Genomic DNA, 23,174 nt, shown 5'->3' with positions numbered 1-23,174 from the left:
CGTATCAGCCAATCATTCCACGACCTGATAAGCCTATTCGTTAAAATACCCCCACGAAAAACTTCCCGAACTAGCAATCGGTCGATACAGTGGTGAGCGAAGGGGGCGTTCGACCCCCGAATTTGGGTTCGTCCAACAATCGGTCGGTTGGAGGACGTTCGTCCACCGCGGTCTATCGGAGCATGGACGCAGGAGACGCACCGCTGTGCGGTGGCGGCGGAACCGAAAACTGGACGGGCGTCAGTCGGCGGTCGCGGGCGGCAGGTCCGCCTCGGGCGAAGCGAGTTTGACCGCACACTGTTTGAAGTGGGGTTCCTTCGACTGTGGATCCCGATCGGAGAGGGTCAACCGGTTGGTCGCTGGATGGTGGATCGGCAGCCAGATCATCCCGGTCGGGACGCCCTCGTCGGCGTCGATCCTGGCGGTGACGGTCCCGCGGCGGGAGGCGATCTCGATGTGGTCGTCGACAACGCGCTCGCTGTGGGCCGCGACAGTGTCGGGGTGGATACGGGCAACGAGCGGGCCGGCCGCTCCGTCGCGAGAGCGGACGCCGGTGTTGTAGCCGTCGGCCTCCCGGGCCGTGGTCAGGGTCAGCGGGTACTCCTCGCCGGCCGGTTCGGGGAGCGGTTCCTGGCGGCCGGTCGAGAACTGTGCCCGGCCCGAGGCCGTCGGGAACGCCCAGGACTCGTCGTCGTAGTACCGGTACGACCCGGAACTGTCGGCGTCGGGTGCGGGCCAGCGGACGGCGTGTTCAGCCTCCAGGCGGTCGTAGGTGATCCCCGAGCAGTCGGCGACCGTTCCTTCGGTGAGTGCCGTGAACTCGTCGAAGACGGCCTCGGGATCGGGCGACGTCGACCCGAACAGGCCGGGGAACAGCCGGTTGCCGATCGTGGCGATGATGTCGATGTCCGGCCGGACGCCGCTCGGGACCTCCATCGCGGGACGGACCCGGGAGATGGTCCGCTCCATGTTGGTCGTCGTCCCCTCGCTCTCCCCCCAGGTCGCAGCCGGCAGGACCACGTCGGCGACGGCGGTCGTCTCCGTGTGGAAGGCGTCCTGGGCGACGACGAAGGCGTCTTCCAGGGCTTGCCGGGCGGTGTCGGCCTCGGGCATCCCAGCGACGGGGTTGGTCGCGACCGTCCAGACCGCGTCGGGACCGTCCTCCAGCATCCCGACTGGTCCCGGGCCGGTGTCGTCCGGGAGTCGGTCGACGGGCACGTCCCACACGTCGGCGACGGTACGGCGGTGGTCGGGGTCCTCGAAGGGCCGCTGACCGGGCCAGGTCCCCTTCGAGGAGCAGATCCGGGTCCCCATCGAGTTGGCCTGCCCCGTCAATGAGAAGGGACCGCCGCCGGGTCGGAGGTTGCCGGTCGCCAGCGTCAGGTCGATCAGCGCCCGGGCGGTCTCGGTACCCTGGACGTGCTGGTTGACGCCCATCCCCCAGTAGACCAGCGCCTGCTGGTCGAGCGCGTCGGCCAGCAGATCGACGGCGTCCATCTCGACGCCGGCGTCGGCGGCCGCCTCGGCGGCCGAGGGGAGCGACGCCAGGAGGTCCGCGAACCCGTCGGTGTACTCCTCGACGAACGCCGTGTCGACGCGGTCGGTCTCGACGATCCGTGCCAGGATCGCCCGGGCCAGCGCGAGGTCCTTCCCGGGGTCGGGTGCGACGTGGCGCTCCGCGTTCTCGGCGGTCTCCGAACGGACGGGATCGACGACGACGATCTCGACGCCCTCGTCGTCGGCCGCCTGGCGGATCCAGCGGAACATGACCGGATGGGCGACCGCCGGGTTCGCCCCCCAGACGACGTGTCGGTCCGCCTCGTCGATATCGCCGTAGGTACAGGGCGGGGCGTCGCTGCCGAACGCCTGGTAGTAGGCGGTGACGGCACTGGCCATACACAGCGTCGTGTTGGCGTCGTAGTGGCGGGTGCCGAACCCGCCACGGGCCAGTTTCCCCAGCGCGTAGGCCGCCTCGTTCGTCTGTTGCCCGCTGCCCAGCACCGCCACCGAGTCGGGGTCGGCCTCGTGGGCCTCGCGCAGTCCCTCGATAGCGCTAGCGATCGCCACGTCCCAGGTCGTCTGGCGGAGTCGCCCGTCGCTGCGGACCATCGGTCGGGTGAGCCACTCGCCGTCGGGGTCCTTGCTCTCGCGGAGCCCCCGAGCGCAGGCCAGTCCCTGGTTGACCGGGTGGGCCGCGTCCCCGCGGGCCACGTCGATCCCGTAGCCGACATCGGCCCCGCGGTGCATGTGCCCACAACCGACGGCACACCGCATACAGGTCGTCGGGACCCAGTCGCTCACGGCCGATCACGCGCCGGCATGGCGCCCGACAGCCCATCGAAGCGATCGATAATGACATATCCCGATAGCATTTCGGTGTGTAGATACACGAAAAGACAGTGTAAAACAGTATCTCTTTACGAAGCCTCGTTACTGTGGGTTCGATGCGAACGTTCGTACATCCGAGGGTTCGAGAGGGTCACCAGCGGGGACGGCTGACCGTTCGTCCACCGCCGCGAGCAACAACTTCTTTCGACGAGCGGTCGAACGCGGGGGTATGAACCACGAGCAGTCGCGAGCGTTGTACGACCGTGCGCTGTCGGTCATGCCGGGCGGTGTCAACTCCTCCGTGCGAGCGGTCCGCCCGTACCCCTTTTTCATCGAGAGCGGTGACGGCGGCCACGTCGTCGATACCGACGGGAACCGGTACATCGACTTCGTGATGGGCTACGGACCGCTCCTGTTGGGCCACGACCTGCCCGAGTCAGTTCAGGCGGCCGTCCAGCAGTACAGTGCCGAAGGGCCGATGTACGGCGCCCCCACCGAGGTCGAGGTCGAACTCGCGGAGTTCGTCACGCGACACGTCCCCAGCGTCGAGATGGTGCGGTTCGTCAACAGTGGGACCGAGGCGACCGTCTCGGCGGTCCGGCTGGCCCGGGGCTACACCGGCCGGGACAAGATCGTCGTCATGCAGGGCGGCTACCACGGCGCCCAGGAGTCGACGCTGGTCGAGGGCGAGGGCGACCACACCCACCCGTCCAGCCCGGGCATCCCGGAGAGCTTCGCCGAGCACACGCTGACGGTCCCGTTCAACGACCCCGACGCCGCCCGAAAGGTGTTCGAGGAACACGGCGAGGACATCGCGGCGGTGTTGACCGAGCCGATCCTGGGCAACTACGGGATCGTTCACCCGGTCGATGGCTACCACGAGACGCTCCGGGAACTGTGTGACGACCACGGCTCCTTGCTGATCTTCGACGAGGTCATCACCGGCTTCCGGGTCGGTGGCCTCCAGTGCGCACAAGGGAAGTTCGGCATCGACCCCGACATCACCACCTTCGGGAAGATCGTCGGCGGCGGCTTCCCGGTCGGGGCCATCGGCGGCAAGAGCGAGATTATCGAGCAGTTCACCCCCGCCGGCGACGTGTTCCAGTCGGGCACCTTCTCGGGCCACCCAGTGACGATGGCCGCCGGCCTGGAGACGCTGCGGTACGCCGCCGAGAACGACGTCTACGACCACGTCAACGGCCTGGGGGAGCGACTGCGGTCGGGCCTGCAGGAGATCCTCGAAGACCAGGCTCCCGAGTACACCGTCGTCGGGACCGACTCGATGTTCAAGGTCGTGTTCACGCGAGAGGCGCCGGATACCTTCGACGGACACTGCGACGCGGGCTGTCAGCAGCGCGAGTCCTGTCCCCGGTTCGAGAGTTGTCCGAAGAACGGCCACGACATCACGCAGGCCGAGACCGAACGCTGGGAGCGACTGTTCTGGCCGGCGATGAAAGACCAAGGCGTGTTCCTCACGGCGAACCAGTTCGAGTCACAGTTCATCTGTGACGGGCACACAGACGAAGACATAGACGATGCCCTCGAAGCGTACAAAGAGGCGATATGACGTGTCCGACGACGATATCGCACTCTCCGAGAAGCGGATGTACGGCGAAAAGCGGCCCGAGACCCACGCCTACGTGGCGTCCGGCCTCGGCGTCACGCGGGTCGAGACCGCCGGCGGTCAGATCGGCCGGTTCAGTCTCGCCAAGCGCTGCAGCGCCCGGGACGTGGCCGGCAGCGACGGCGAGATCGCGGTCGCGACCGACGAATCCGTCCTCGTGGTGACCGACGACGGGTTCACCCCGACCGGGTTCGGCCCGGCGACCGCCGTCGGCTACGACACCGACGGACTGCTGGCGGCCGGTGACGGACGAGTCGCCCGATACGTCGACGGCGACTGGGTGCGACTCGGCGAGATCCGGGCGGTGCGGGCCATCGACGGCGGCTTGCTGGCGGCCGAAGACGGCGTCTACGCCCTGCCCTCGCTGGAGCGACTCGGCCTCGCAGATGTCACCGACGTGGCGCCCGGCTACGCGGCGACCGCCGACGGCCTCTACGGGCGCGACGGAGACGAATGGAACGAACGCCGCTCGGGCGGGCATCAGGCGGTCGAAAGCGACGGGGAGCACACCCACGCAGCGGCCGACGACGGCCTCTCCGAACTGGTCGCGGGCCGGTGGGAACGTTGCTCGCTCCCGGTCGAGGAACGGGTCGTCGATATCACGTACGGCGACGACACCTACGCCATCACCGAGGACGGGACCTTCCTCGTCGACACCGTCGACGAAGCCACCGCCGACGGCCAGGGCGGGTGGCGCCAGCGCTCGCTGGGTGTCCCCGAGGTCGTCGGCGTCGCGGTGGCGTGAATTGTTGTCGGTGACACACGAGCCCCGTAGCCTCACACTCGCTGCTGTTCAGACCGATGCGACGGGCCGAGCGTCGGAACGTCGCCGGTCAGAAGGTGACCCGTTCGAGCAACCGCCGGACGAACCCCGGCTGACGCGAGCCGTGTGGGTAAATCGTGACGGTCGTACAGCCGGGGTTCGGGAACGTCGGCCGCGCGTCGAACAGCGCTCCCCGGAGGCTGTCGTCGATCCCGCGTCGCACTAGTAGATCGGGCTGGGAGGGTTGCCCACCGTCGGTTCTGAGCGATTCCGAGTGGACCGGGATCGAGAGCATCTCCGACAGCTCAGCCTGGTACTCGGCTACGGTCTCACGCTGTGTCTCGGCCGTCTCCTCGTTGACTGGGTGCCACAGCGAGACCGTACCGTCGTTGGCCGTCGCGATGCCCCCGGCGACGTTCACGGCGAGTGGGGGATACGGCCCGCGTTCGCCCGAGAGGACGACGTGTTTCGGTTCCTCGTAGCCGAGGTTGTCGACGAGGAGCACGTCACAGGGCGCGTGTCTGACGACCCAGTCGATGGGGTCCCCGACGAGTCGGGACCGAAGCCGGAGCGGTTCGTGTTCGGTGACGATCGTGTCGACACCGCGATCATCGGCGAAGTTGACGATCGCGTGTTTCGTGTCGTGACTGACGATCTCGTCGGCCTCGATGTCGACGCCGAGGTCGTCCGCCAGCGCCTCGGTCCGGGTCTCGAAGGAGATATCCGCCGAGGACTGGGCCGTCATTTCGTCGGTGAGTGGGGCTTGGTCGGGCACCTCCTGAAACCGGACAGCAACGACACGGCCGTCGTCGGCCCTAACGAGGTCAGCCGCCAGCTCGATGAGCGCCCGTTCGCGCGCGCTGCCGTCGTTTTTCGTCAGGGCGACGAGCACCTCGTTGTGGTTCTCGTCGATAGCGGATTCGACCTCGGTGAGTGACTCCCGACCGACCTGTCGACGGATGGCGTCGGTCGCCGCGCCCTCCCGGTCGACCCGCGAGCGGACGTAAAGGAAGTACCAAGCGATACTGCCGACAGTGATGACGAGGGCGCCGAGGAGGGCGACCGACCCCATCAGAGTCAACAGGAGGGCTCCGGTCACCGCGCCGAACACCTGTATCCACGGATACAGCGGCGAGGTGAACTCCGGCTCGTACTCGACGCTTCCCTCGCGGAAAGCGATGACGGCGACGTTGATGAGGGCAAACACCATGATCTGGAACGCGCTGGCGAGCTTCGCGATATCGAGAATGGGAACGAACGCGATGAGCGCGAGCAACACCGCGCCGGTGAGCGTGATGGAGTTCAACGGCGTCCCGAACCGTTCGCTGACTTTCGAGAGCGACGGCGGGGCGAGCTTGTCCCGGCTCATCGCGAAGGGGTACCGCGACGAGGAAAGGATGCCCGCGTTGGCCGTCGAGATCAGCGCGAGAATGGCCGCGAGGATGACGACGACGACGCCGGCCTGCCCCATCGTCGCCTCAGCGGCGACGGCGACTGGGGTCAGCGAACCAGCGACGGTCCCGGGATCGGTCACACCGACAAGTACCGCGACGATAGCGACATACAGTATCGTCGTAAAGGCGAGTGAGCCCAGGATACCGAGCGGGATGTTCTTGCCCGGCTCCTCGACCTCTTCGGCGACGCTGGCGACCTTGGTGACGCCGGCATACGAGACGAACACGAGGCCAGTCGCCGCAAGCAGCCCACCGATACCGTCGGCGAAGAAGTTCGCGTAGTTAGCCGACTGGACGCTGGGAGCGCTACCGGCGGCGAACCAGCCCAGCGCCGCGAGCATCACGACGACGATCCCGACCTGGAGCCGGCCCGTCTGTTTGGCGCCGACGACGTTGATGAGGATGAGCACGGCAGCCAGCACCAGCGCGACCGGTTTCAGGGGGAGATCGAAGAGCAAGAGGAGGTAGGGGACGCCACCGACCAGGGCGAGCGCGCCTTTGAACGACAGCGAGAACCACGTCCCGACGCCAGCGACGGTGCCAAGCAGCGGCCCCATCCCGCGCTCGATAAAGATATAGGTCCCGCCCGCTTCGGGCATCGCGGTCGCCATCTCCGACTTCGAGAGGGCGGCGGGAACGACGAGCAGGCCGGCCAGCGCGTACGCGACGATGACGGCTGGGCCGGCGATACCCAGCGCCAACGCCGGGAGGATGAAGATGCCGCTGCCGATCATCGCGCCGATACTGATGGCGAGTACAGACGGGAGTCCAAGATCCCGTTCGAGGTCTTTGGTCATGAGTGAGAGAGTGGTTCCGATAGCGTCTGTTCGAGGGTGTTACGCAGTTCCGCCGAGAGACACGTCGACACGCAGACGACGAAGGTTGCGATGTCGTCGAAAAGATCGCGCCGAGAGGGGTCGTTGAGCAGGACGACGAGTGTGTCGGTGTCGACCTTCGTGCGAAGCAGTTGGGCCACTAGTAGCGCCTGCCGGTCGCGCTGGAGCGCAACCACGGCGGCGGTAGCGTCAGCACCGGAAGCGAGCGTCTCGGCCACAGTCACGTCACCGACTGTCGTTCGAACGCTGTCGGGCGTCTGTGCGGCGACTGCGGAACTGTCGGTGACGAGATGAGTCCGAACGGCGTCGATCTCGGTAGCGAGCATCGATCCGATGTGACTATCGCTGACGACGAGCAGCGACGTCTCTACGGACGAGCGGACGATCGTATCTTCCAGGCGGGTTCGAATTGTCATTGTGGGTGAGAGCGCTGCCGGGCCGGCGAGGTACCGCCCGGATCGCTCGGTTGTCACCCGCCACTATGTTCCGGAACCGGATAAGTATCTAGTATAGAGTTCCGATCCAGAAATATAATTCCGTATATAGTATATTGTCGGAATTATACTATCAATTGTCGTCAGTAGCCGCTCCGGCGCTAAACTGGTGGAACGGTCGTGTGTATTCGTTGCGGATGAGATCCTCGTCGACGACCGTGAGACCGACATCGTTGAGATCGCGCCCGATGCGGCTGAGATCGTTGCTATCGACGCCAACGACCTCGATATGGACGTTCTCAGCGCCAGTCATCACTTCCCGGATAGCCACGACGCCGTCGACCTCCAGCGCGTGCTGGGCTATCTCCTCGCGCTCGTGTATCGGGGCTGTACAGACGATGAGCGTGTGAAGCTGGTAGCCCGCAGCCTCGTAGTCAACGTCCACGTTGTAGCCGCGGATGATACCAGCCTCCTCCAGATTGTTGATACGGTTACGAACGGTACGGGCCGAAACATCCAGCGACTCGGCGATTTCGCTGGCGGACGTGTGGCGCGCGTCGCCTTGCAGGGCGTGAATGATCTGTCGGTCTAAGTCGTCTATCGGGGACTCCGAATCAGCCATGCCATCCCACTAGCGAGGTGTCAGTACATAAATTCGAGGGAGTCGGGTGCTGTGGGTCGTCCGGACCATCGTTTTCCGGTTGGCTTTCTTCGCTGTGAGAGCCCGTCCGGTAAAATCGTGGATGTCGAAGACTGAGCGCTCGGTCTCCGCCCCGCGCTCAGGAACCGGCGGTCGCCCGCCGTCCCCGCTCACCACACACCGACTGGCCGAGTCGTCCAGCAGTATGTCGGTGCCACACCTCCCGTGTGAATGGTCACGCACTTGCTGAGAACCGAAACAGGGTTTAGCCCAGCCGGCCACCCCTCGCACATGATTATCCCGGGGGAAGCCACACAGTCGTTCGCGGCGGCGCTCGCCGACGCCACCGGCGACCGACTGGGGCGTGTCGAGTACGAACAGTTCGCCGACGGGGAACACGTCGTCCGCGTCCCCGAGACCGTCGCCGGCGAGCGGGCCGTCGTCGTCGCCTCGACCGTCGACAGCGACGCCCACGTCCAGGTGCTCCAGTTGCAGGACGCCGCCCGCGAAGCCGGCGCCAGCGAGGTCGTGACGGTCCTCCCCTACATGGGGTATGCCCGCCAGGACGAGGCGTTCAAGCCCGGCGAGCCGGTCTCCTCGCGGGCGATGGCGCGAGCCGTCTCCTCGGGCACCGACCGTGTCCTGACGGTCAACCCCCACGAACCCAGCGTCTGTGAGTTCTTCGACGTGCCGGCGACCGCCGTCGACGCGGCCGGCGTGCTGGCCGACCCCCTTCCCGAAAGCCTGACCGATCCGCTCTTTCTCTCCCCCGACGAGGGCGCTATCGCGTTGGCGGCGACCGCCCGGGACGCCTACGGGACCGGCGAGACCGACTACTTCGAGAAGGACCGGGACTACGACAGCGGCGACGTGACGATCACGCCCAGCGACGCCGCCGTCGAGGGGCGTGACGTGGTGCTGGTCGACGACATCATCGCCACCGGGTCAACGATGAGCGAATCCGTCGCCGTCCTCGACGAGCGGGCGGCCAGCCGAATCTTCGTCACCTGTGTCCACCCGATGCTCGCGGGTAACGCCCTGACGAAGCTCTCGGCGGCCGGCGTCGAAGCCGTCTACGGCACCGACACGCTCGAACGGGCCGTCAGCGAGGTCAGCGCTGCGCCCGCGGTCGCCCGGGACCTGTAGTCGAGGTCGCGCCGTAGGGACGCTCTCACGACGATCCGGGGGAGCGTGGCAAATGGTTAAGTGGTCCGGGAAGCTCGGTGAAAGTGATGGACGACGACCCCGACGAGGGGATGCTCGGCTGGGACGAATCCGTGTTCCGCGACGAGCACGTCTTCGAGATCGACTGGCTCCCCGAGACGTTCAAACACCGCGAGAGCCAGATGGAGACGCTGAAGTACGCGCTGCGCCCGGCGGTGCGTGGCTCCCGACCGCTGAACGTCATCGCGCGTGGCCCGCCCGGGACCGGGAAGACCACCGCCGTCCAGATCCTCTTCGACGAACTCACTGCCCAGACCGACGTCCAGGCGGTGCGGGTCAACTGCCAGGTCGACTCGACCCGCTACGCCGTCTTCTCCCGGCTGTTCGCCGAGATCTTCGAGTACGAACCACCCTCGTCGGGGATTTCCTTCAAGAAGCTGTTCTCCCAGATCACCGACCGGCTCGTCGAACGGGACCAGGTGCTCGTCGTCGCGCTGGACGACGTGAACTACCTCTTCTACGAGAGCGAGGCCAGCGATACGCTGTACTCGCTGTTGCGCGCCCACGAGGCCCACTCCGGGGCCAGGATCGGCGTCACCTGCATCTCCTCGGACCTGGACTTAGACGTCATCGACGAACTGGACACCCGCGTCCAGTCGGTGTTTCGCCCCGAGGAGGTGTACTTCAACAAGTACGGACAGAGCGAGATCGTCGACATCCTCGACGAGCGGGTCGACCGCGGCTTCCACGAGGACGCCGTCGGTCCCGGTGTGCTGGACCGGGTCGCGGCACTCACCGAGGAACAGGGCGGGGATCTCCGGGTCGGCATCGACCTGTTGCGCCGGGCCGGCCTCAACGCCGAGATGCGCGCCTCGCGGGTCGTCGAGCGCCAGGACGTCGAAGACGCCTACGACAAGTCGAAGTACGTCCACCTCTCGCGGCGGCTCCAGGGGCTCTCGGATTCGGAGGCCGCGCTCGTCGAAGTCATCGCCGGGGGCGCGAGCGGCACCGCCGGCGACGTCTACGAGACGTTCCACGAGGAGACCGGCCTGGGCTACACCCGGTACTCGGAGATCATCAACAAGCTCGACCAGCTCGGGCTGATCGACGCCGAGTACACGAACGTCGACGGCCGCGGGCGCTCGCGTGACCTGACGCTGAACTACGAGGCCGACGCCGTCCTCGAACGGCTCTGAGCGGCCCCGGCCGTCCCCGTATCACTCGCCGAGCACTTTTTCCGCCCACCGGATCGCGTAGTCGGCGCCGTGGTCCCGGTATGCCTCCGTCGCCAGCGCGTCGAACGGCGCCGGCAGGTCCAGCCCGTGTTTGACGGCGTTGCAGGCCAGTTCCGCCGCCGCGGGAAAGGCCGTCTGCCCGCGGGCGACCTCCGTCGGGAGATCGGCCAGCCGGGGTTCGAGCCGCTCGCCCGCGTCGACCCAGGCGGCGTGAAGCGCCGGGTACTCCTCGGCCCAGCCGGCGAATAGCTCGCGGGTCTGTAACCCGAGATAGGCGTCGTACAGCGCTGCCGCCAGTTGGTAGGTGTCGACCGGCCCCATCCCGCCGATGGCCTCGGCGAACTCGGGGTAGCGCTCGCCGAAGAACCCGAGGAACTGCTCGGGCTCCTCCAAACTCACCTCGACGAGCGCCTCGGCGATCAGGAAGTCGACGAAGTCGTCGGGCGACCCCGCCAGGCGCGGCTTGACGAACACGCAGGGCGGGTCGGTCTGGCGGGTCCAGGCGACGCCGCCGTCGCCGGGCATCCCGACGGTGAGTTCCGCGCCGGCGTAGCGTGCGAGCAGTTCGGGAGCGTCAGGCGGAAGCCACTCGCTCGGGAACGACAGCGGGTCGACCCCGTCGGTCACGAGCAGGAGTTGCTCGGCGACCGCCGGGTCAAGCGACTCGAAGTCCTCCGCACAGTCCAGGACGAGCGTGTCCGGTCCCCGCTGGTCCCGGAGCGCCGACAGCTCCCCGGATAGCTCGCGCTCGGAGAACATCTACGCCGAGAACAGGATCAGGTTGGCGATGATGAGCAGCGACAGTAGCGTCGATGCACCGATGGTTCCCAGGACGACCTTCGTTTCCGTGCCCATACGTCACCGTATCGCAGGCCCGGCATTAAACCTTGAGAAACGACTATCCGTTCGCCGCCACCGCTCCCGGTATGGAGCGACGCCGCGTCTCGACCGGGAATCGACAGTGGGCTACTCGCGGGCGATCCGTGCCGGCGACACCGTCCGCGTGGCCGGGACGATCGCCACCGACGACGAAGGAGCGGTGGTCGCGCCGGGTGACCCATACGACCAGACCCGCCACGCGCTCGATATCGTCGCCGACGCGCTAGACGAGGTGGGGGCGAGCGTCGACGACGTCGTCCGGACGCGCATGTACGTCACCGATATCGAGGATATGGACGCCGTCGGCCGGGCTCACGGCGAGGTGTTCGCGGACGTGCGGCCGGCGGCGACGATGGTCGAAGTGTCCGGGCTGGCCGCCGAGGACGCGGTCGTCGAGGTTGAAATCGAGGCCGTCGTCTGAGACGGCCCCGTCGTCTCACACCGGCGTCGTCGGTTCCGGTCGGACGGCCAGCGGTGCAGTACGGGAGTTGCGCGTCCGATATGGGTATATGTACTAGCGGTGAGAGTCGCGACCCGTCAGGACTCGCGCCACTTGTGGCCGCACTCGACGCAGGTGAACAGCCGAACCTCGTAGGAGCCGCCCGGTTTCGGCATCATCTCGTAGGAGGCCCGGTCGCTGTCGCAGTCCTCGGCCGGGCAGGGCTCCTGCATCGTCTCGGTGGCGTCCTGGGTCGCGTCGGCCACGGCGGGGCCTCCGTCGTCCTGCTGTCCGTCCTGGGTCGTCATCGATGCTTCAGCTTGCGAGTCCCGCGGCTCTTCGTTCTCACAGGAGCGACACACCCACGTATCGCCCTCCGTGTGCATCACCGAACCGCACTCGTCACAGAATCGCATATACCGGAGGAATACACCGTTTCGGATATATGTGTTAACTTCCGATCCGTCGTGTGCTTCGGACGACGGTTGCTCTCGCCCGACGCCTATCGACTGGCTGCGGGATATCTGGCTCGCTTGGGACGGAAGTGGACGCCGGTGTCGGAGTCAGTCCCCTGCGACGCGCGCCTTTCGGGCCACGTCACGCCACTTCCCGGTCCAGAAGCGGCCGGTGTTGACCGCCGCCTTCAGGTAGAAGTCCCCGACGAGCGCGACGAAGATCGCCGGCAGCCCCAGTCCCAGGCCGGGGGAGACGGAGATCCCGACCAGCGGGACCGTCAGCGCGTAGGTCGTCGGCAACGCCAGGACGGCGACGGGAATCCGGAAACCGAAGGAGCCGAGGATCGTCCCGTACAGCGGCCAGCGGGTGTCGCCCGCCCCCCGCAGGCTCCCCCGCATCGTCCGTGAGACCGAGAAGCCCGCGACGCCGAGCCCGAACACCCGGACGAACTGCGCGGCCAGTTCCGGGTGGGCGGTCCCGAACAGCCCGACGACGGGGCGAGCGAAGACGACGAGTACCGCGCCGACGGCCAGTTGGATCGCCAGGGCGACCCGCAACGTCTGCCAGCCGTAGGCGGTCGCGGCGGCCTCGTCGCCCGCACCCAACTGCTGGCCGACCAGCGTCGAGGCGGCCGTCGCGTACCCCCAGGCGGGCATCAGCGCCAGCAGCATCACCCGCCGGCCGATCGCGTAGGCCGCGACCACCGGCAGCCCGAGCGTCGTCGAGAGCACGCCCAACACGAACAGGAAGGGGAACCGCGCGAACGTCTGGAGCAGGCGCATTCCCGAAAGCGGCAGCGCGACGCGGACGATCTCGGCGAGCAGGCCGACATCGAACTGCGGGCCACGAAGCGGGAGCCGGACGGCATACCGGCCCGAGACGAGCAGCCCCATGAAGATCGTCGCCGCGAGCGTGTTCGCGACGGCAGTCCCCCAGGCGGCACCGGCGATGTCGAGCCGCGGGAACGGTCCCAATCCGAAGATGAGGACGGCGTTGAGCGCGACGTTGGTCGGCAGCGTCAGCAGCCGGACGTACATCGGCGTCTTCGTGTCGGCACTGCCGGCCAGCGCGCGGGCGGCGACCATACTCCAGAAGCGGGGTGCCATCGACAGCATCACGATCGAGAGATACGTCGCCCCGTAACGGACCGTCTCGGCGTCGTCGATCAGGACGCCGACGAGGAACTCGGGGTAGAGCCAGGAGACGACGGTCAACGGTGCCGAAATCGCCAGCGCCAGCCACAGCGACTGTTTGACCGCCAGGTTCGCGCGTCCGGGCTGGTCACCGCCCTGGAGCCGCGAGACGACGCTGATCGTCCCCGAGGAGACCGCGAGCGAGAGGCCGAAACCGACGAAGTAGTACTGAAATCCCAACTCCAGCCCCGCGATGGCCGCATCGCCCAGTGCGATCCCGACCATCAGGAAGTCCGCCAGGCGAAGGAGGATGCGTAACCCGCCGGTAACCATCACCGGTGCGGCCAGATCGGTCGCCTCGGTGGCTTTCTCCCGGTCGACGAGACCCGTGCGAGCGAGGAGAGCGGGAACCGCCCGGACGAACCGACGGAGGATGTCACGGACCATCTACCGGCTCTGCGGACGGGACATCCCTGTCGGTTTCGCTCCGGCGGACCGTCTCAGGGGAGCGCCCACGCTCAGACGATCTGCTCGCCGTCGTCGTAGACCTCGATGGCGTCGACCGGGCAGGCACGCGCGGCGAACTTCGCGTCCAGTTCGGCGTCGTCGGGCACCTCGCGGACGAAGATATCGTCGGAGTCTTCCTCGCTGTCGGTCAGTACCGCCTTCCCCGCGTCCTCGTCACGTTCGAAGGCGTCCCACTCGGCGACACACTGGAACATCCCGATACAGGTGTCCCGGTCGTACTCGATGCGCATACCTGGCGTTGGCCGTTGACGGGCAAAGGCGTTCCCCTCGGTCACGCCCACACTCTGTCGAACGCCGCGACGACCGACCGGGCCAGGATACCCAACAGGTCCCGCTCGGCGGCCGAGAACGTGCGCGGTTCGACGGAGGCGACGCTGAGCAGCCCGTGCTCGTCGAGCGGGAGCATGAACACCCCCGTCATCACGTCGTCGTGGTCGGCGTAGCCCTCGATCACGCGGGGTTCCCCGGCCGCGAACACGTCCATCTCCAGATCGCCGCCCACCGTGTCGACAGTACGGGGCTCGTTCGTCTCGGCCGCTGCACGCTCTGTAGCAGCCTCGGTCTATCCGTTGGGGGCGCCGGCGGGCTCAGTCGTCGGCGTTGACGGGTTCGGAGTCAGGTGTCGTGACGCTCGCGCCCGTCTCCCGGCCAGTCTCCAGCGCGTGTTTGGCCGCCTGTCCCGCGGCGAAGGGCGAGCGGGCTGTCCCGACCCCGACCCGGAGGTCGACATCGGTCGCCGCCCGGACGTGTTCGACGGCCTCGTCGTAGGCCGAATCGGGGAGGACCGGACAGATGGCGATGACGTTGTCGCCGCCGACGAAACTCGTCACAGCGTCGTGGTGTCGGCGCATGTACTCCGCGAGCGTCGCCGTTGCCCGCCGGACGACCAGTTCGGCGTCGACGGCGTTGACCCGGTCGGTGTAGGTCCCGGTCGCGTCGACGACATCGAAGTGAGCCACCGAGAGCGGTCCAGCGGCTGCCCGCTCGTGGGGCGCAGCCAGTCGCTCCCGCCGGTCGGCGTCCTGTGCGCTGCCGGTCGCCTGGAGCTGTTCGCTCGCCGCGCCCAGGGCGGCTGCCGGCGTCTCGCCGGTCCCGACGCCGATGCTGGCGGTGACCGGGTAGTGGTTCCGGACCCGTTCCTGGAACCGGCGGTGGGCCACCGGATCGATCCCGTTGGTCGCCGCGACCATGTTGTCGAACCGCCCGGGGAAGACGTAGCCGTCACGGTCACCCACGAAGTCCGCGAGGTCGGCGTACAGGCGCGATTGCAGCGCCTGGAGCGCCGTCTCGCGCCGGGGTTCCGGCGTCACCGTCCACGGGCCGTAGTCGTCGAGTTGGACCAGCGAGAACTGGACCGCAGAATCCGCTGTCACAATCGGATCGAGGTTCGACCCAGAGTGGCATGACTGTTGGGAATCGTCTCGGATATCTCCCGGTAACACGGCTGTAACCGGGTGACAGCGGTGTCCGCGAGGGCTTTTCACCGTCAGGTCCCAGCCTAGTGACGTGTCTCAGAACAAAGACGGCTACGCCGAGCAGGTCTCCTACGACGAATCGCTTGACGACCATCCCACAGACGACGAACTGGACGAGGCAGTCGAAAACCTCGAAGACCGCGGGTTCGACGTGGTCGTCGTCGAGGACAGCGACGCAGCACTCGCCGAACTCCAGTCGCGGATTCCGACCGGCGCGTCGGTGATGGACGGCCACTCGACGACGCTGGAGGAAATCGGGTTCATGGACCACCTCATGGAGGGCGACCACGACTGGGAGAACCGCCACGCCGAGGTGTACGGCATCGACGACGACGCCGAGCGCCTGCGTGCCCGCCGAGAGGCCCAGGCCAGCGACTACTTCCTCGGCAGTGTCAACGCCATCGCCGCCACCGGCGAACTCGTCGCCGCCGACGCCTCCGGCAGTCGGATCGGCGCGTACCCGTTCGCGGCCGAGAACCTCCTGCTCGTCGCCGGCACCAACAAGATCGTCGACGACCTCGACGCCGCGCTCGACCGCCTCGAAGCGGTCGCCTATCCCCTGGAAGACGCCCGCGCACAGGAGGCCTACGGCCAGGGCAGCCTCATCGCGAAACAGCTGATCTACCGCCACGAGACCGAGGACGACCGGACGACGCTCGTACTCGTCCGCGAGTCGCTGGGGTACTGAGCCCAGACACCGACCGGAGCGCACAAACCGCTGAGCCCCCGAATGAACTCGTGACCGACTCGCACGAGAACGCGGGCTTCCGTCGCCTGTTCGGCGGGGACGAACTCACCGTGGGCACGGGGTTCCCCCTGACCGGCGACGCCGAGTCACGCCCCCCGGTCGAGCGAGAGACGGAACTGATCGAACACGCCGAATCGCTGGGCTACGCCGGCCTGTGGGCCAGAGACGTTCCCCTGTACTGGCCCCGCTTTGGCGACGCGGGCCAGACGTTCGACCCGTGGACGTGGCTGAGCCACGCCGCCGCCCACAGCAGTGACATCGCACTCGGGACGGCCAGTGTCGTGTTGCCGCTCCGGCATCCGCTTCACGTCGCCAAACAGGCCGCCTCGCTGGACCGGCTCTCGGAGGGCCGGTTCGTCATGGGCGTCGCGACCGGCGACCGTGACCCGGAGTTCCCCGCCTTCGGCGTCGACCACGACGACCGAGGCGAACTGTTCCGCGAGTCCGTCAACGCGCTGCGGGCCTGCTGGCGCGAGGAGTACCCGGAACGCTCCGGCTCGTGGGGCCACCTCGACGGGGAGCTTGACGTGGTGCCGAAGCCGACGGCCGGGACCGTCCCGCTGCTCCCGACGGGCAACGCCCGCCAGTCCGTCGAGTGGCTCGGCGAGCACGGCGACGGCTGGCTGTTCTACCACCTGCCGATGGACACCCTGGAGTCGTATCTGGCCGACTGGCGCGGGGCCGCCGGCGAGAAACCGTACACGATGGCGATGCAGGTGGCACTCGCCGACGATCCGACGGCCGACCCGACACCGGTCCACCAGGGGTATCGTGCCGGCAGCGAGTGGTTCGTCCAGTATCTCCGGGATCTCGACGCGCTGGGTGTCGACCACCTGCTCGTCTCGACGCCCGGCGACGACCCCGAACGGGAACTGACGCGGTTCGCCGAACAGGTCATCGAGCGGGTGTGACGGTCGCTTTCGAGTCGATCGGCACGGGAGTGACTCACGAGTGTGTTCGTCCCAAAAGTAGTCCATCCTGGATTCGAACCGGAGGAAGACGGACCGCTCAGTTCGTTCGCGGTTGCGACTTCCAGGGTTCGAAGCCACGAATTACGATGCTGCCGCTCACGTGTTCGTTCGCGGCAAGGATAGTCCATCCTGGATTCGAACCAGGGTCGAAGCCCCCAGAAGGCTTCAGGATTGGCCACTACCCCAATGGACTGCGTGCATCCGTCTGTACCGGGTGGTCCCTTGTAAGCGTTGCGCGATACGACCGGCTGTGTGAGAGGTCAGCACGCCGCTGGCAGGCGTCTCCGTCGACAGGCGGACATCGACACCGATTTGCCCGGTCCCGCACCACCCTCGCGTATGTACGTCGGACGCTTCGTCGTCGTCGGCCCCGAGTGTGGCGCCTACCGCGTCTCCTCGCGGTCGTTCCCGAACCGCCAGGCAGTCGAGCGGGACGGCACCGTCACCGTCGAACCGACCCCGGACGCGCCGGAGACGGACAACCCCTACATCTCCTACAACGGGGTGCGAGTTACCGAGCGGGGCGCGGTCGTCGGCAACGGCTCCCACGTCGACCCCATCGCCGAGAAACTCGAACTGGGCTATCCGGCCCGGGACGCCCTGGCCGAGCCGCTGCTAGCGCTCGACTTCGAGAAAGACGACTACGACACGCCCCGAATCGCGGGCATCGTCGGCGTCGACGCCGCGGACCCGACGACGGCGGCCGATGGACCGGGCGCGGTCATCGGGACCGTCCGCCGGGACGCCCTGCTCGTCGAGGAAGTGACCGAGCCGACCCTGGTCGCTACCTACGAGGAGGACAGCCCGACGCCGTTCGAGTTGGCGGCGACCGACGCCGAGAGTGCGGCCCGAGAAGTGTACGACCACGAGTTCGAGCACGCAGTCTGTGCGGCCGGTGTCGCGGGCGAAGCCGGCGAGTTCGACGTGGCAGTCTACAACGGCGAGTAGGTCGACGAATCAGTGGCGAGACTCAAGTCCCCCCGGTGACAATGCGCACACGATGAAACTCGGCGTTCTCTCTGATATCCACGGGAATCGGGTGGCGCTCCGGGCGGTGTTAGCCGACATGCCAGCGGTCGATATGCTCGTCTGTGCCGGCGACGTGGTGGGGTACAACCCCTGGCACGCCGACTGTGTCGACGCGATGCGTGGGGTCGGCGAGCACGTAGGCTATCCGGACGAAGAAGTACCGACAGTGATGGGCAACCACGACCGCGCGGTCGCCGGGACGACACCGTTCGCGTTCAACGGGATGGCCAAAGCGGGGGTCGAACACGCGACCGAACAGCTCGACGACGACCAACTCGACTGGCTCTCGGCCCTGCCCGACGAGGTACACGTCTGTGACGACCGGGTGAAACTGGTCCATGGCCATCCCGACGATCCGGACCACTACACGTATCCCGACGAGTTCGGCCCGGACCTGCTGGGCGAGGAGGACGTCCTCGTCATGGGACACACCCATCGGCAGTACCACGAACGCTACGAGGACGGCGTCGTGATGAACCCCGGCAGCGTCGGCCAGCCACGCGACGGCGACCACCGGGCGGCCTACGCCGTCCTCGATCTGGAGACGCTGTCAGTCGACGAACACCGGGTCGGCTACGACACCGACGCCGTCATCCACGCCGTCTCCGACGCCGGTCTCCCCCGCGAGATCGGCTTCCGCCTGACCCAGGGTCGGTGAGAATCCTGCGGCGATGGGAGCGAATATATGTCTCTCGTCGCTAGTGGGAGCGTGGAGTCCCCATACGACGTCCTGGGTCTCGACGAGGACGCCGACGAGCGAGCGATCGTCGACGCCTACCGCCGGCGCGTCAAGGAAGTCCACCCCGACCAGGGCGGGTCTGCCGAGGCGTTCCAGGAAGTCAAGACGGCGTACGAGCGGATCCAGAACGGCTGGGAACCCGGCGAGCCCGTGCCTGACCCGACGCCGGAACCCGAACCGCCCGAACCAGCCGGCCCGACCGTCGAGTACCTCAACTACGAAGTGATCGAGGACCACGGCTGGTCGATCGACGACGAGGACCTCTTCGAGAAGGCCGATCGGTTGGCCCTCTCGCGGGCCGACTACGGGGAGTTCGAACTCGACGCCGACAGCAACGAATCGCTGCTGGAGGCCGCCGAGGAGCGTGACTACGCCTGGCCCTTTGCCTGTCGTGGCGGCGCCTGTACGAACTGTGCGGTCGCGGTCGTCGAGGGGGAGATGCCCTCCCCGAAGAGCCACATTCTGCCGTCGGACTTACTCGATCGGGGCATTCGGCTCTCCTGTCTCACCGCGCCGACGACCGACGTCAAGATCGTCTACAACGTCAAACACATGCCGGAAGTCAGCGACTTGCTCTTGCCTGCCAGCCGGTTCGAGCAGGCCTCGACCGATTAGCGGGCGACGGCCGGCGATCAGAAGACGTTCTGGATGAGTTCCAGGGCCTGCTCGCGGTCCTCCCAGGGGACGAACACGGAGACCGACGTGGCCGACGTGATGACGTCGTAGAGATGGATGTGGGCCTCCGAAACCGGGTCGACGACGCGGCGAGCCAGGTCGGACTGGCTCGGATCGCCACCGGTGACGCGGATGACTGCGATGCCGTCCTCGACGGTGACCGACGAGAGCGTCTCGTCGTCGACGACGCGGTCGTGCAGCAGCGCCTCGGCGTCGTCGGCGTTGTCGGCGTCGACGTAGAAGGTCAGCGAGTCCATCCCCGAGGAGTTGGCCTCGATGTTGATGTCCTCCTCGGCGATGGCACCGGAAAGCTCGGCGAGGATACCGGGGCTGTTCCGGATGGCCCGCCCGGCGACGGTGACACAGGCCACGGGGTTCTCCTGGAGATCGATGAGGTTCTGGAACTCCCCCTCGATGGAGGTGCCGCCGGTCAGCAGATCGCCGTGCTGGTAGTGGACGACACGGACCCCCAGGGCGGCGTCCTTGTAGGAAAGCGCCGACGGCGCGACGACCTCCGCACCCCGGAACGACAGCGAGCGGAGTTCGTCGACGCTGATCTCGCCGACGTTGCGGGCACCCTCAACGACGCGGGGGTCGCCGGTCATGACGCCCTCGACGTCGGTGACGATGACGACCTCGTCGGCGTCCATGTAGTTGCCCATCATCACCGCCGAGGTGTCCGAGCCACCGCGTCCGAGCGTCGTCACGTTGCCGTGGTGGTCCTCCGCGAGAAAGCCCGTCATCACGGGGACGACGTCTTTGAGCTGGCCGGCCAGCGCGTGGGCGCGCTTGCGGGTCTCCTCGACATCGACCTCGCCGTACTCGTCGGTGATGATCGGCCAGTCCTCACTGCCCGGTTCGAGGAAGACCGACTCGATCCCGCGGGCCGCGAGTGCGCCCTTGAGCATCCGGACGGAGGTCCGCTCGCCCATCGAGACGATCTCGGCGCGGTCCTCGTCGGCGGCCTCGTACTCGATCCCGCCGAGCAGTTCGTCGGTCGTGTTCCCCATCGCGCTCGCGACGACGGCGACCTCGTGGCCCTGCTGGACCGCCGCAGCGATCGAGTCCGCAGCACGGTTGATCCGGTCCCCGTTCCCGAGGCTCGTCCCGCCGAACTTGGCGACTACGCGCATACGACCACCTGCGCTACGTGTGCGTGAATCATTGCCGTCGGCTTAGCCGTCACCCGGGATAACTGTGTTCATCTGTGTGAGCAGGGCGATCCCGACACACGGTTTATCTGCGTGGGGAACACACACATGGCTATGGAGGTACGTGACGCCATCGAGGCCGACGCCGAGGCCCTCGCGGACCTCGCGACGGGGCCGCCGGACGTGATGCGAAACCTCGTCCACGATCGGACGGTCCGCGTCGCCGAGGAGGGGGAGGAGATCGTCGGGTTCGTCAGCTACGACGCCGAACGGGGAACCGTCCACGTCACGCAATTGGCCGGGGAGCAGTCAGTCTGTGAGCGGCTGCTGGCCGAGCCAGTCGAGTTCGCCAAACGCGAGCACATGGCCGTCGAACTACTCGTCCCCGACGACGAGCCGGGAGTCCAGACGGCCGTCGAGGCCAGCGGGTTCGCCGAGACCGGTTCGGGACCCCAGTTCGAGGGCCAACCCACGACACGGTACCGGCTCGAACCCGGCCGAGCCGAGCAGTAGGGACTGGGAGCTGTTCGCGTTTTCCAGCAGCCCACGATAAAGAGGGGTTCCCGCCGACCACGACCGACTCCCCGTCGGCCGCTCTGCCAGCGTTACTTTTTCGAGCGGAGCTTCCGGTAGAGGTACGCGGCGCCGAGGCCGCCGGCGACCAGCGGGATCAGCGGCGAGTCGGCGGCCTTCGACGCCTGTCGCCGGACCGTCTCGGCGACCGACGACCGATCGTCGATGTGCTCTAAGATGGCGTCGGTGTCGTTGGGCACCGGTTCGGGCTTTCTGCCGGCCTTGGCGGCGGCGTCGGGGTCTTTGAGCAGGTGGCCGGTCGTCAGACAGACGACCCGCTCGTCGCTGTCGATCTCGCCCGCCGAGCGGAGTTTCCGCAGGCCGGCGACGGAGGCCGCCGACGCGGGCTCGACGCCGACGCCCTCGCCCGCCAGCGACCGCTGGGCGTCGGTGATCTCCTCGTCGCTGACTGCGACAGCGGTCCCGCCGGTCTCACGGATGCCGGGCAGCGCCTTCGGTGCGTTGACCGGGTTGCCGATCCGGATCGCCGTCGCGATCGTTTCGACGTCTTCCCAGCGGCGGGTCTCGTCGTTACCCTCCTCGATAGCCTCGACCATCGGGGCCGCCCCTTCGGCTTGGACCCCAGTGAGTTTGGGCACCTGGTCCTCGGTGATGGCACCGGCCTTGACGAGTTCGCGGAAGCACTTGTACAGCGCCGCGGTGTTGCCGGCGTTGCCCACCGGGAGGACGATCCGGTCGGGGTACTCGCCGTAGTCCGCGTAGTGTTCCTCCATGATTTCGAGGCCGATCGTCTTCTGCCCTTCCAGGCGGAAGGGGTTCAGCGAGTTCAGGAGATAGGCTTCGCCGCGCTGGGCCAGGTCCTGGACGATGTCCAGACACTGATCGAAGTTGCCGTCGACTTCGAGGATACGAGCGTTGTGCAGGGCGGCCTGGGCGATCTTCCCGGCGGCGACCTTCCCGGCGGGCAGGAGCACGAGCGTCTCCATCCGTCCGCGGGCGCCGTAGGCGGCCAGTGCCGCCGAGGTGTTGCCCGTCGAGGCACACGCGAGTCGATCGACACCGACCGCCTGTGCGACACGGACACCGACAGTCATCCCGCGGTCCTTGAACGAACCGGTCGGGTTCATCCCCTCGTGTTTCACGCGGAGGCTCTCGACACCGACTTCGTCCTCGATACCGGGTGCGCGGTGGAGCGGCGTGTCACCCTCGGGGAGCGAGACGCCCTCCTCGAAGGGGAGCGTCTCGTGGTAGCGCCAGACGCCCCGCCCTTCGTCTTCGAAGTCCTCCCAGGTCGGGAGATCAGCGTAGCGGACCTCTAACAGTCCGTCACAGTCGTCACAGGTGTAGCGGACGTCGTCGAAGGGAGCGAACGACTCGCCACACTCGATACACGCGAGCCAGACGCCGTCGTCGGCTTCCCGGGGAACGTGGTCGGTGAGTTGCAGATCGGCCATTGTGCAAGCGCAGGACCCCGGCAGGCAAAAGTCGGACGGTTGACCGCTATTACTCCGCGCCAGCCTCGAACTCGTCGATCCGGTCGTGGACGGCCGCCGTCCACTGCTCTAAGGTCTCGTGCATCAGTTCGCGTGCCTCGGGCAGCGGTGTCGCGGTGTACTGATAGATGTGGCCGCCGCTGTCGAGCAGTCGTCGTTCGCGGCTCGCGAGCCCTTTCTCCCGGAGCGTCGACAGGGAGCGGTTGACGTTCGACCGGTCCCGGTCGAGGTCGGCAGCGAGTTCCTCGACGGTACTGTCGGGAGCCGAACGCAGCGCCCGATAGGTCCGGACCTCGTGTTCCTGGACCTCGAAGACACAGGCCATCACCTCTTCGAGGGTCGGTTCGTCGTCGACCATCAACTCGCGGAACTGGTTCCTGGAGGGATTGACTGCCACGTGTGGGCCGTACCACCGCGAGACGCATAAACGAGGTCGTTACCCGGAA

The 23,174-nt window shown here is 67.2% G+C and carries 25 protein-coding genes and 1 tRNA gene; 11 read left to right on the top strand and 15 right to left on the bottom strand.

Going from position 1 to position 23,174, the window contains the following annotated elements:
• Positions 1-240 precede the first annotated feature (240 nt).
• Positions 241-2,301: an assimilatory nitrate reductase NasA gene (gene nasA / locus VJ109_RS08220; protein WP_324755901.1), complete on the bottom strand. Its 2,061-nt coding sequence runs from the start codon at positions 2,299-2,301 to the stop codon at positions 241-243.
• 256 nt (positions 2,302-2,557) lie between these two features.
• Here nasA and hemL point away from each other — a divergent pair, with 256 nt between their 5' ends.
• Together hemL and VJ109_RS08210 are read left to right on the top strand one after the other, a co-directional pair.
• The gene (gene hemL / locus VJ109_RS08215) at positions 2,558-3,895 is read left to right on the top strand and encodes a glutamate-1-semialdehyde 2,1-aminomutase (RefSeq protein ID WP_324755900.1); all 1,338 of its coding nucleotides are present in this window, start codon (positions 2,558-2,560) and stop codon (positions 3,893-3,895) included.
• A 1-nt stretch (position 3,896) separates the two neighbouring features.
• Positions 3,897-4,697, top strand: a complete 801-nt coding sequence (locus tag VJ109_RS08210) for an HVO_0234 family beta-propeller protein (protein ID WP_324755898.1) — start codon at positions 3,897-3,899, stop codon at positions 4,695-4,697.
• Positions 4,698-4,785: 88 nt separating this feature from the next.
• Here the strand turns inward: VJ109_RS08210 and VJ109_RS08205 are convergent, their stop codons facing one another.
• The 3 genes from VJ109_RS08205 to VJ109_RS08195 form a co-directional block, all read right to left on the bottom strand.
• Entirely contained in the window at positions 4,786-6,966 is a 2,181-nt protein-coding gene (locus VJ109_RS08205; protein WP_324755896.1) for a universal stress protein, read from the bottom strand.
• Complete coding sequence (locus tag VJ109_RS08200) at positions 6,963-7,478, bottom strand: potassium transporter (protein WP_324755895.1); 516 nt, start codon at positions 7,476-7,478, stop codon at positions 6,963-6,965. Before VJ109_RS08200 ends, VJ109_RS08205 begins: the two co-directional genes overlap by 4 nt.
• Positions 7,479-7,572: 94 nt before the next feature.
• Positions 7,573-8,061: an Lrp/AsnC family transcriptional regulator gene (locus tag VJ109_RS08195; protein WP_324755894.1), complete on the bottom strand. Its 489-nt coding sequence runs from the start codon at positions 8,059-8,061 to the stop codon at positions 7,573-7,575.
• A 309-nt stretch (positions 8,062-8,370) separates the two neighbouring features.
• Here VJ109_RS08195 and prs point away from each other — a divergent pair, with 309 nt between their 5' ends.
• Both prs and VJ109_RS08185 read left to right on the top strand, forming a co-directional pair.
• The gene (prs, locus tag VJ109_RS08190) at positions 8,371-9,225 is read left to right on the top strand and encodes a ribose-phosphate diphosphokinase (RefSeq protein ID WP_324755893.1); all 855 of its coding nucleotides are present in this window, start codon (positions 8,371-8,373) and stop codon (positions 9,223-9,225) included.
• 86 nt (positions 9,226-9,311) lie between these two features.
• Entirely contained in the window at positions 9,312-10,439 is a 1,128-nt protein-coding gene (locus VJ109_RS08185; protein ID WP_324755892.1) for an ORC1-type DNA replication protein, read from the top strand.
• A gap of 21 nt (positions 10,440-10,460) precedes the next feature.
• Here VJ109_RS08185 and VJ109_RS08180 read toward each other — a convergent pair whose 3' ends face one another.
• Complete coding sequence (locus VJ109_RS08180) at positions 10,461-11,237, bottom strand: DUF7089 family protein (RefSeq protein ID WP_324755891.1); 777 nt, start codon at positions 11,235-11,237, stop codon at positions 10,461-10,463.
• Positions 11,238-11,333 carry a hypothetical protein gene (locus VJ109_RS19530; RefSeq protein ID WP_434737248.1) on the bottom strand — a complete coding sequence of 32 codons (96 nt, stop codon included), beginning with the start codon at positions 11,331-11,333 and terminating at the stop codon, positions 11,238-11,240.
• Between the two features lie 106 nt (positions 11,334-11,439).
• Between VJ109_RS19530 and VJ109_RS08175 the strand changes: the two genes are divergently transcribed.
• A complete protein-coding gene (locus VJ109_RS08175) occupies positions 11,440-11,778 on the top strand; it encodes a Rid family hydrolase (protein WP_324755890.1) in 339 nt (112 codons plus the stop codon).
• 116 nt (positions 11,779-11,894) lie between these two features.
• Here the strand turns inward: VJ109_RS08175 and VJ109_RS08170 are convergent, their stop codons facing one another.
• The 5 genes from VJ109_RS08170 to VJ109_RS08150 all read right to left on the bottom strand — a co-directional run bounded on the left by VJ109_RS08170 (position 11,895) and on the right by VJ109_RS08150 (position 15,286).
• Positions 11,895-12,212 (bottom strand): RPA12/RPB9/RPC11 RNA polymerase family protein, encoded by a 318-nt coding sequence (locus VJ109_RS08170; protein ID WP_324755889.1) that lies wholly within the window; start codon positions 12,210-12,212, stop codon positions 11,895-11,897.
• Positions 12,213-12,359: 147 nt separating this feature from the next.
• Positions 12,360-13,832: an MATE family efflux transporter gene (locus VJ109_RS08165; RefSeq protein WP_324755888.1), complete on the bottom strand. Its 1,473-nt coding sequence runs from the start codon at positions 13,830-13,832 to the stop codon at positions 12,360-12,362.
• Positions 13,833-13,903: 71 nt separating this feature from the next.
• Positions 13,904-14,143: a ferredoxin gene (locus VJ109_RS08160; RefSeq protein WP_324755887.1), complete on the bottom strand. Its 240-nt coding sequence runs from the start codon at positions 14,141-14,143 to the stop codon at positions 13,904-13,906.
• A gap of 41 nt (positions 14,144-14,184) precedes the next feature.
• Positions 14,185-14,397 (bottom strand): hypothetical protein, encoded by a 213-nt coding sequence (locus VJ109_RS08155; protein WP_324755886.1) that lies wholly within the window; start codon positions 14,395-14,397, stop codon positions 14,185-14,187.
• A gap of 103 nt (positions 14,398-14,500) precedes the next feature.
• Positions 14,501-15,286 carry a GTP cyclohydrolase IIa gene (locus VJ109_RS08150; protein ID WP_324755885.1) on the bottom strand — a complete coding sequence of 262 codons (786 nt, stop codon included), beginning with the start codon at positions 15,284-15,286 and terminating at the stop codon, positions 14,501-14,503.
• 133 nt (positions 15,287-15,419) lie between these two features.
• Here VJ109_RS08150 and VJ109_RS08145 point away from each other — a divergent pair, with 133 nt between their 5' ends.
• The gene (locus VJ109_RS08145; protein ID WP_324755884.1) at positions 15,420-16,076 is read left to right on the top strand and encodes a lactate utilization protein; all 657 of its coding nucleotides are present in this window, start codon (positions 15,420-15,422) and stop codon (positions 16,074-16,076) included.
• Positions 16,077-16,126: 50 nt separating this feature from the next.
• Complete coding sequence (locus VJ109_RS08140) at positions 16,127-17,047, top strand: LLM class oxidoreductase (RefSeq protein WP_324755883.1); 921 nt, start codon at positions 16,127-16,129, stop codon at positions 17,045-17,047.
• 180 nt (positions 17,048-17,227) lie between these two features.
• Here the strand turns inward: VJ109_RS08140 and VJ109_RS08135 are convergent.
• Positions 17,228-17,300: transfer RNA gene (locus tag VJ109_RS08135), tRNA-Gln, on the bottom strand.
• 146 nt (positions 17,301-17,446) lie between these two features.
• Here VJ109_RS08135 and VJ109_RS08130 point away from each other — a divergent pair.
• The 3 genes from VJ109_RS08130 to fer are packed head-to-tail and all read left to right on the top strand — an operon-like array spanning position 17,447 to position 19,490.
• Positions 17,447-18,055 (top strand): IMP cyclohydrolase, encoded by a 609-nt coding sequence (locus VJ109_RS08130; protein WP_324755882.1) that lies wholly within the window; start codon positions 17,447-17,449, stop codon positions 18,053-18,055.
• A gap of 52 nt (positions 18,056-18,107) precedes the next feature.
• Positions 18,108-18,794 carry a metallophosphoesterase family protein gene (locus VJ109_RS08125; protein WP_324755880.1) on the top strand — a complete coding sequence of 229 codons (687 nt, stop codon included), beginning with the start codon at positions 18,108-18,110 and terminating at the stop codon, positions 18,792-18,794.
• 51 nt (positions 18,795-18,845) lie between these two features.
• Positions 18,846-19,490, top strand: a complete 645-nt coding sequence (gene fer, locus VJ109_RS08120) for a ferredoxin Fer (RefSeq protein ID WP_324755878.1) — start codon at positions 18,846-18,848, stop codon at positions 19,488-19,490.
• Between the two features lie 17 nt (positions 19,491-19,507).
• On the opposite strand, the gene VJ109_RS08115 is transcribed toward fer, so the two are convergent.
• Positions 19,508-20,683 carry an aspartate kinase gene (locus VJ109_RS08115; RefSeq protein ID WP_324755877.1) on the bottom strand — a complete coding sequence of 392 codons (1,176 nt, stop codon included), beginning with the start codon at positions 20,681-20,683 and terminating at the stop codon, positions 19,508-19,510.
• Positions 20,684-20,815: 132 nt separating this feature from the next.
• Between VJ109_RS08115 and VJ109_RS08110 the strand changes: the two genes are divergently transcribed.
• Positions 20,816-21,214, top strand: coding sequence for a hypothetical protein (locus VJ109_RS08110; RefSeq protein ID WP_324755876.1), 399 nt, complete (start codon positions 20,816-20,818; stop codon positions 21,212-21,214).
• A gap of 92 nt (positions 21,215-21,306) precedes the next feature.
• Here the strand turns inward: VJ109_RS08110 and thrC are convergent, their stop codons facing one another.
• Together thrC and VJ109_RS08100 are read right to left on the bottom strand one after the other, a co-directional pair.
• Positions 21,307-22,689, bottom strand: a complete 1,383-nt coding sequence (gene thrC / locus VJ109_RS08105) for a threonine synthase (protein ID WP_324755875.1) — start codon at positions 22,687-22,689, stop codon at positions 21,307-21,309.
• Between the two features lie 49 nt (positions 22,690-22,738).
• Positions 22,739-23,125: a helix-turn-helix domain-containing protein gene (locus tag VJ109_RS08100; RefSeq protein WP_324755874.1), complete on the bottom strand. Its 387-nt coding sequence runs from the start codon at positions 23,123-23,125 to the stop codon at positions 22,739-22,741.
• Positions 23,126-23,174 lie beyond the last annotated feature (49 nt).

This window comes from Haloarcula montana (assembly GCF_035666295.1).
Taxonomy (GTDB): domain Archaea; phylum Halobacteriota; class Halobacteria; order Halobacteriales; family Haloarculaceae; genus Haloarcula; species Haloarcula montana.
The sequence above is the reverse complement of the archived record's forward strand: the minus strand, read 5'-3'. Positions and strand labels throughout refer to the sequence as shown.

Excerpts from the sequence above, each read along its gene's own strand:
- hemL (WP_324755900.1), top strand. The coding sequence starts at position 2,558 with ATGAACCACGAGCAGTCGCGAGCGTTGTACGACCGTGCGCTGTCGGTC.
- VJ109_RS08205 (WP_324755896.1), bottom strand. The coding sequence starts at position 6,966 with ATGACCAAAGACCTCGAACGGGATCTTGGACTCCCGTCTGTACTCGCC.
- VJ109_RS08195 (WP_324755894.1), bottom strand. The coding sequence starts at position 8,061 with ATGGCTGATTCGGAGTCCCCGATAGACGACTTAGACCGACAGATCATT.
- prs (WP_324755893.1), top strand. The coding sequence starts at position 8,371 with ATGATTATCCCGGGGGAAGCCACACAGTCGTTCGCGGCGGCGCTCGCC.
- VJ109_RS08185 (WP_324755892.1), top strand. The coding sequence starts at position 9,312 with ATGGACGACGACCCCGACGAGGGGATGCTCGGCTGGGACGAATCCGTG.
- VJ109_RS08180 (WP_324755891.1), bottom strand. The coding sequence starts at position 11,237 with ATGTTCTCCGAGCGCGAGCTATCCGGGGAGCTGTCGGCGCTCCGGGAC.
- VJ109_RS19530 (WP_434737248.1), bottom strand. The coding sequence starts at position 11,333 with ATGGGCACGGAAACGAAGGTCGTCCTGGGAACCATCGGTGCATCGACG.
- VJ109_RS08170 (WP_324755889.1), bottom strand. The coding sequence starts at position 12,212 with ATGCGATTCTGTGACGAGTGCGGTTCGGTGATGCACACGGAGGGCGAT.
- VJ109_RS08165 (WP_324755888.1), bottom strand. The coding sequence starts at position 13,832 with ATGGTCCGTGACATCCTCCGTCGGTTCGTCCGGGCGGTTCCCGCTCTC.
- VJ109_RS08160 (WP_324755887.1), bottom strand. The coding sequence starts at position 14,143 with ATGCGCATCGAGTACGACCGGGACACCTGTATCGGGATGTTCCAGTGT.
- VJ109_RS08155 (WP_324755886.1), bottom strand. The coding sequence starts at position 14,397 with ATGGACGTGTTCGCGGCCGGGGAACCCCGCGTGATCGAGGGCTACGCC.
- VJ109_RS08130 (WP_324755882.1), top strand. The coding sequence starts at position 17,447 with ATGTACGTCGGACGCTTCGTCGTCGTCGGCCCCGAGTGTGGCGCCTAC.
- VJ109_RS08125 (WP_324755880.1), top strand. The coding sequence starts at position 18,108 with ATGAAACTCGGCGTTCTCTCTGATATCCACGGGAATCGGGTGGCGCTC.
- VJ109_RS08115 (WP_324755877.1), bottom strand. The coding sequence starts at position 20,683 with ATGCGCGTAGTCGCCAAGTTCGGCGGGACGAGCCTCGGGAACGGGGAC.
- VJ109_RS08110 (WP_324755876.1), top strand. The coding sequence starts at position 20,816 with ATGGAGGTACGTGACGCCATCGAGGCCGACGCCGAGGCCCTCGCGGAC.
- thrC (WP_324755875.1), bottom strand. The coding sequence starts at position 22,689 with ATGGCCGATCTGCAACTCACCGACCACGTTCCCCGGGAAGCCGACGAC.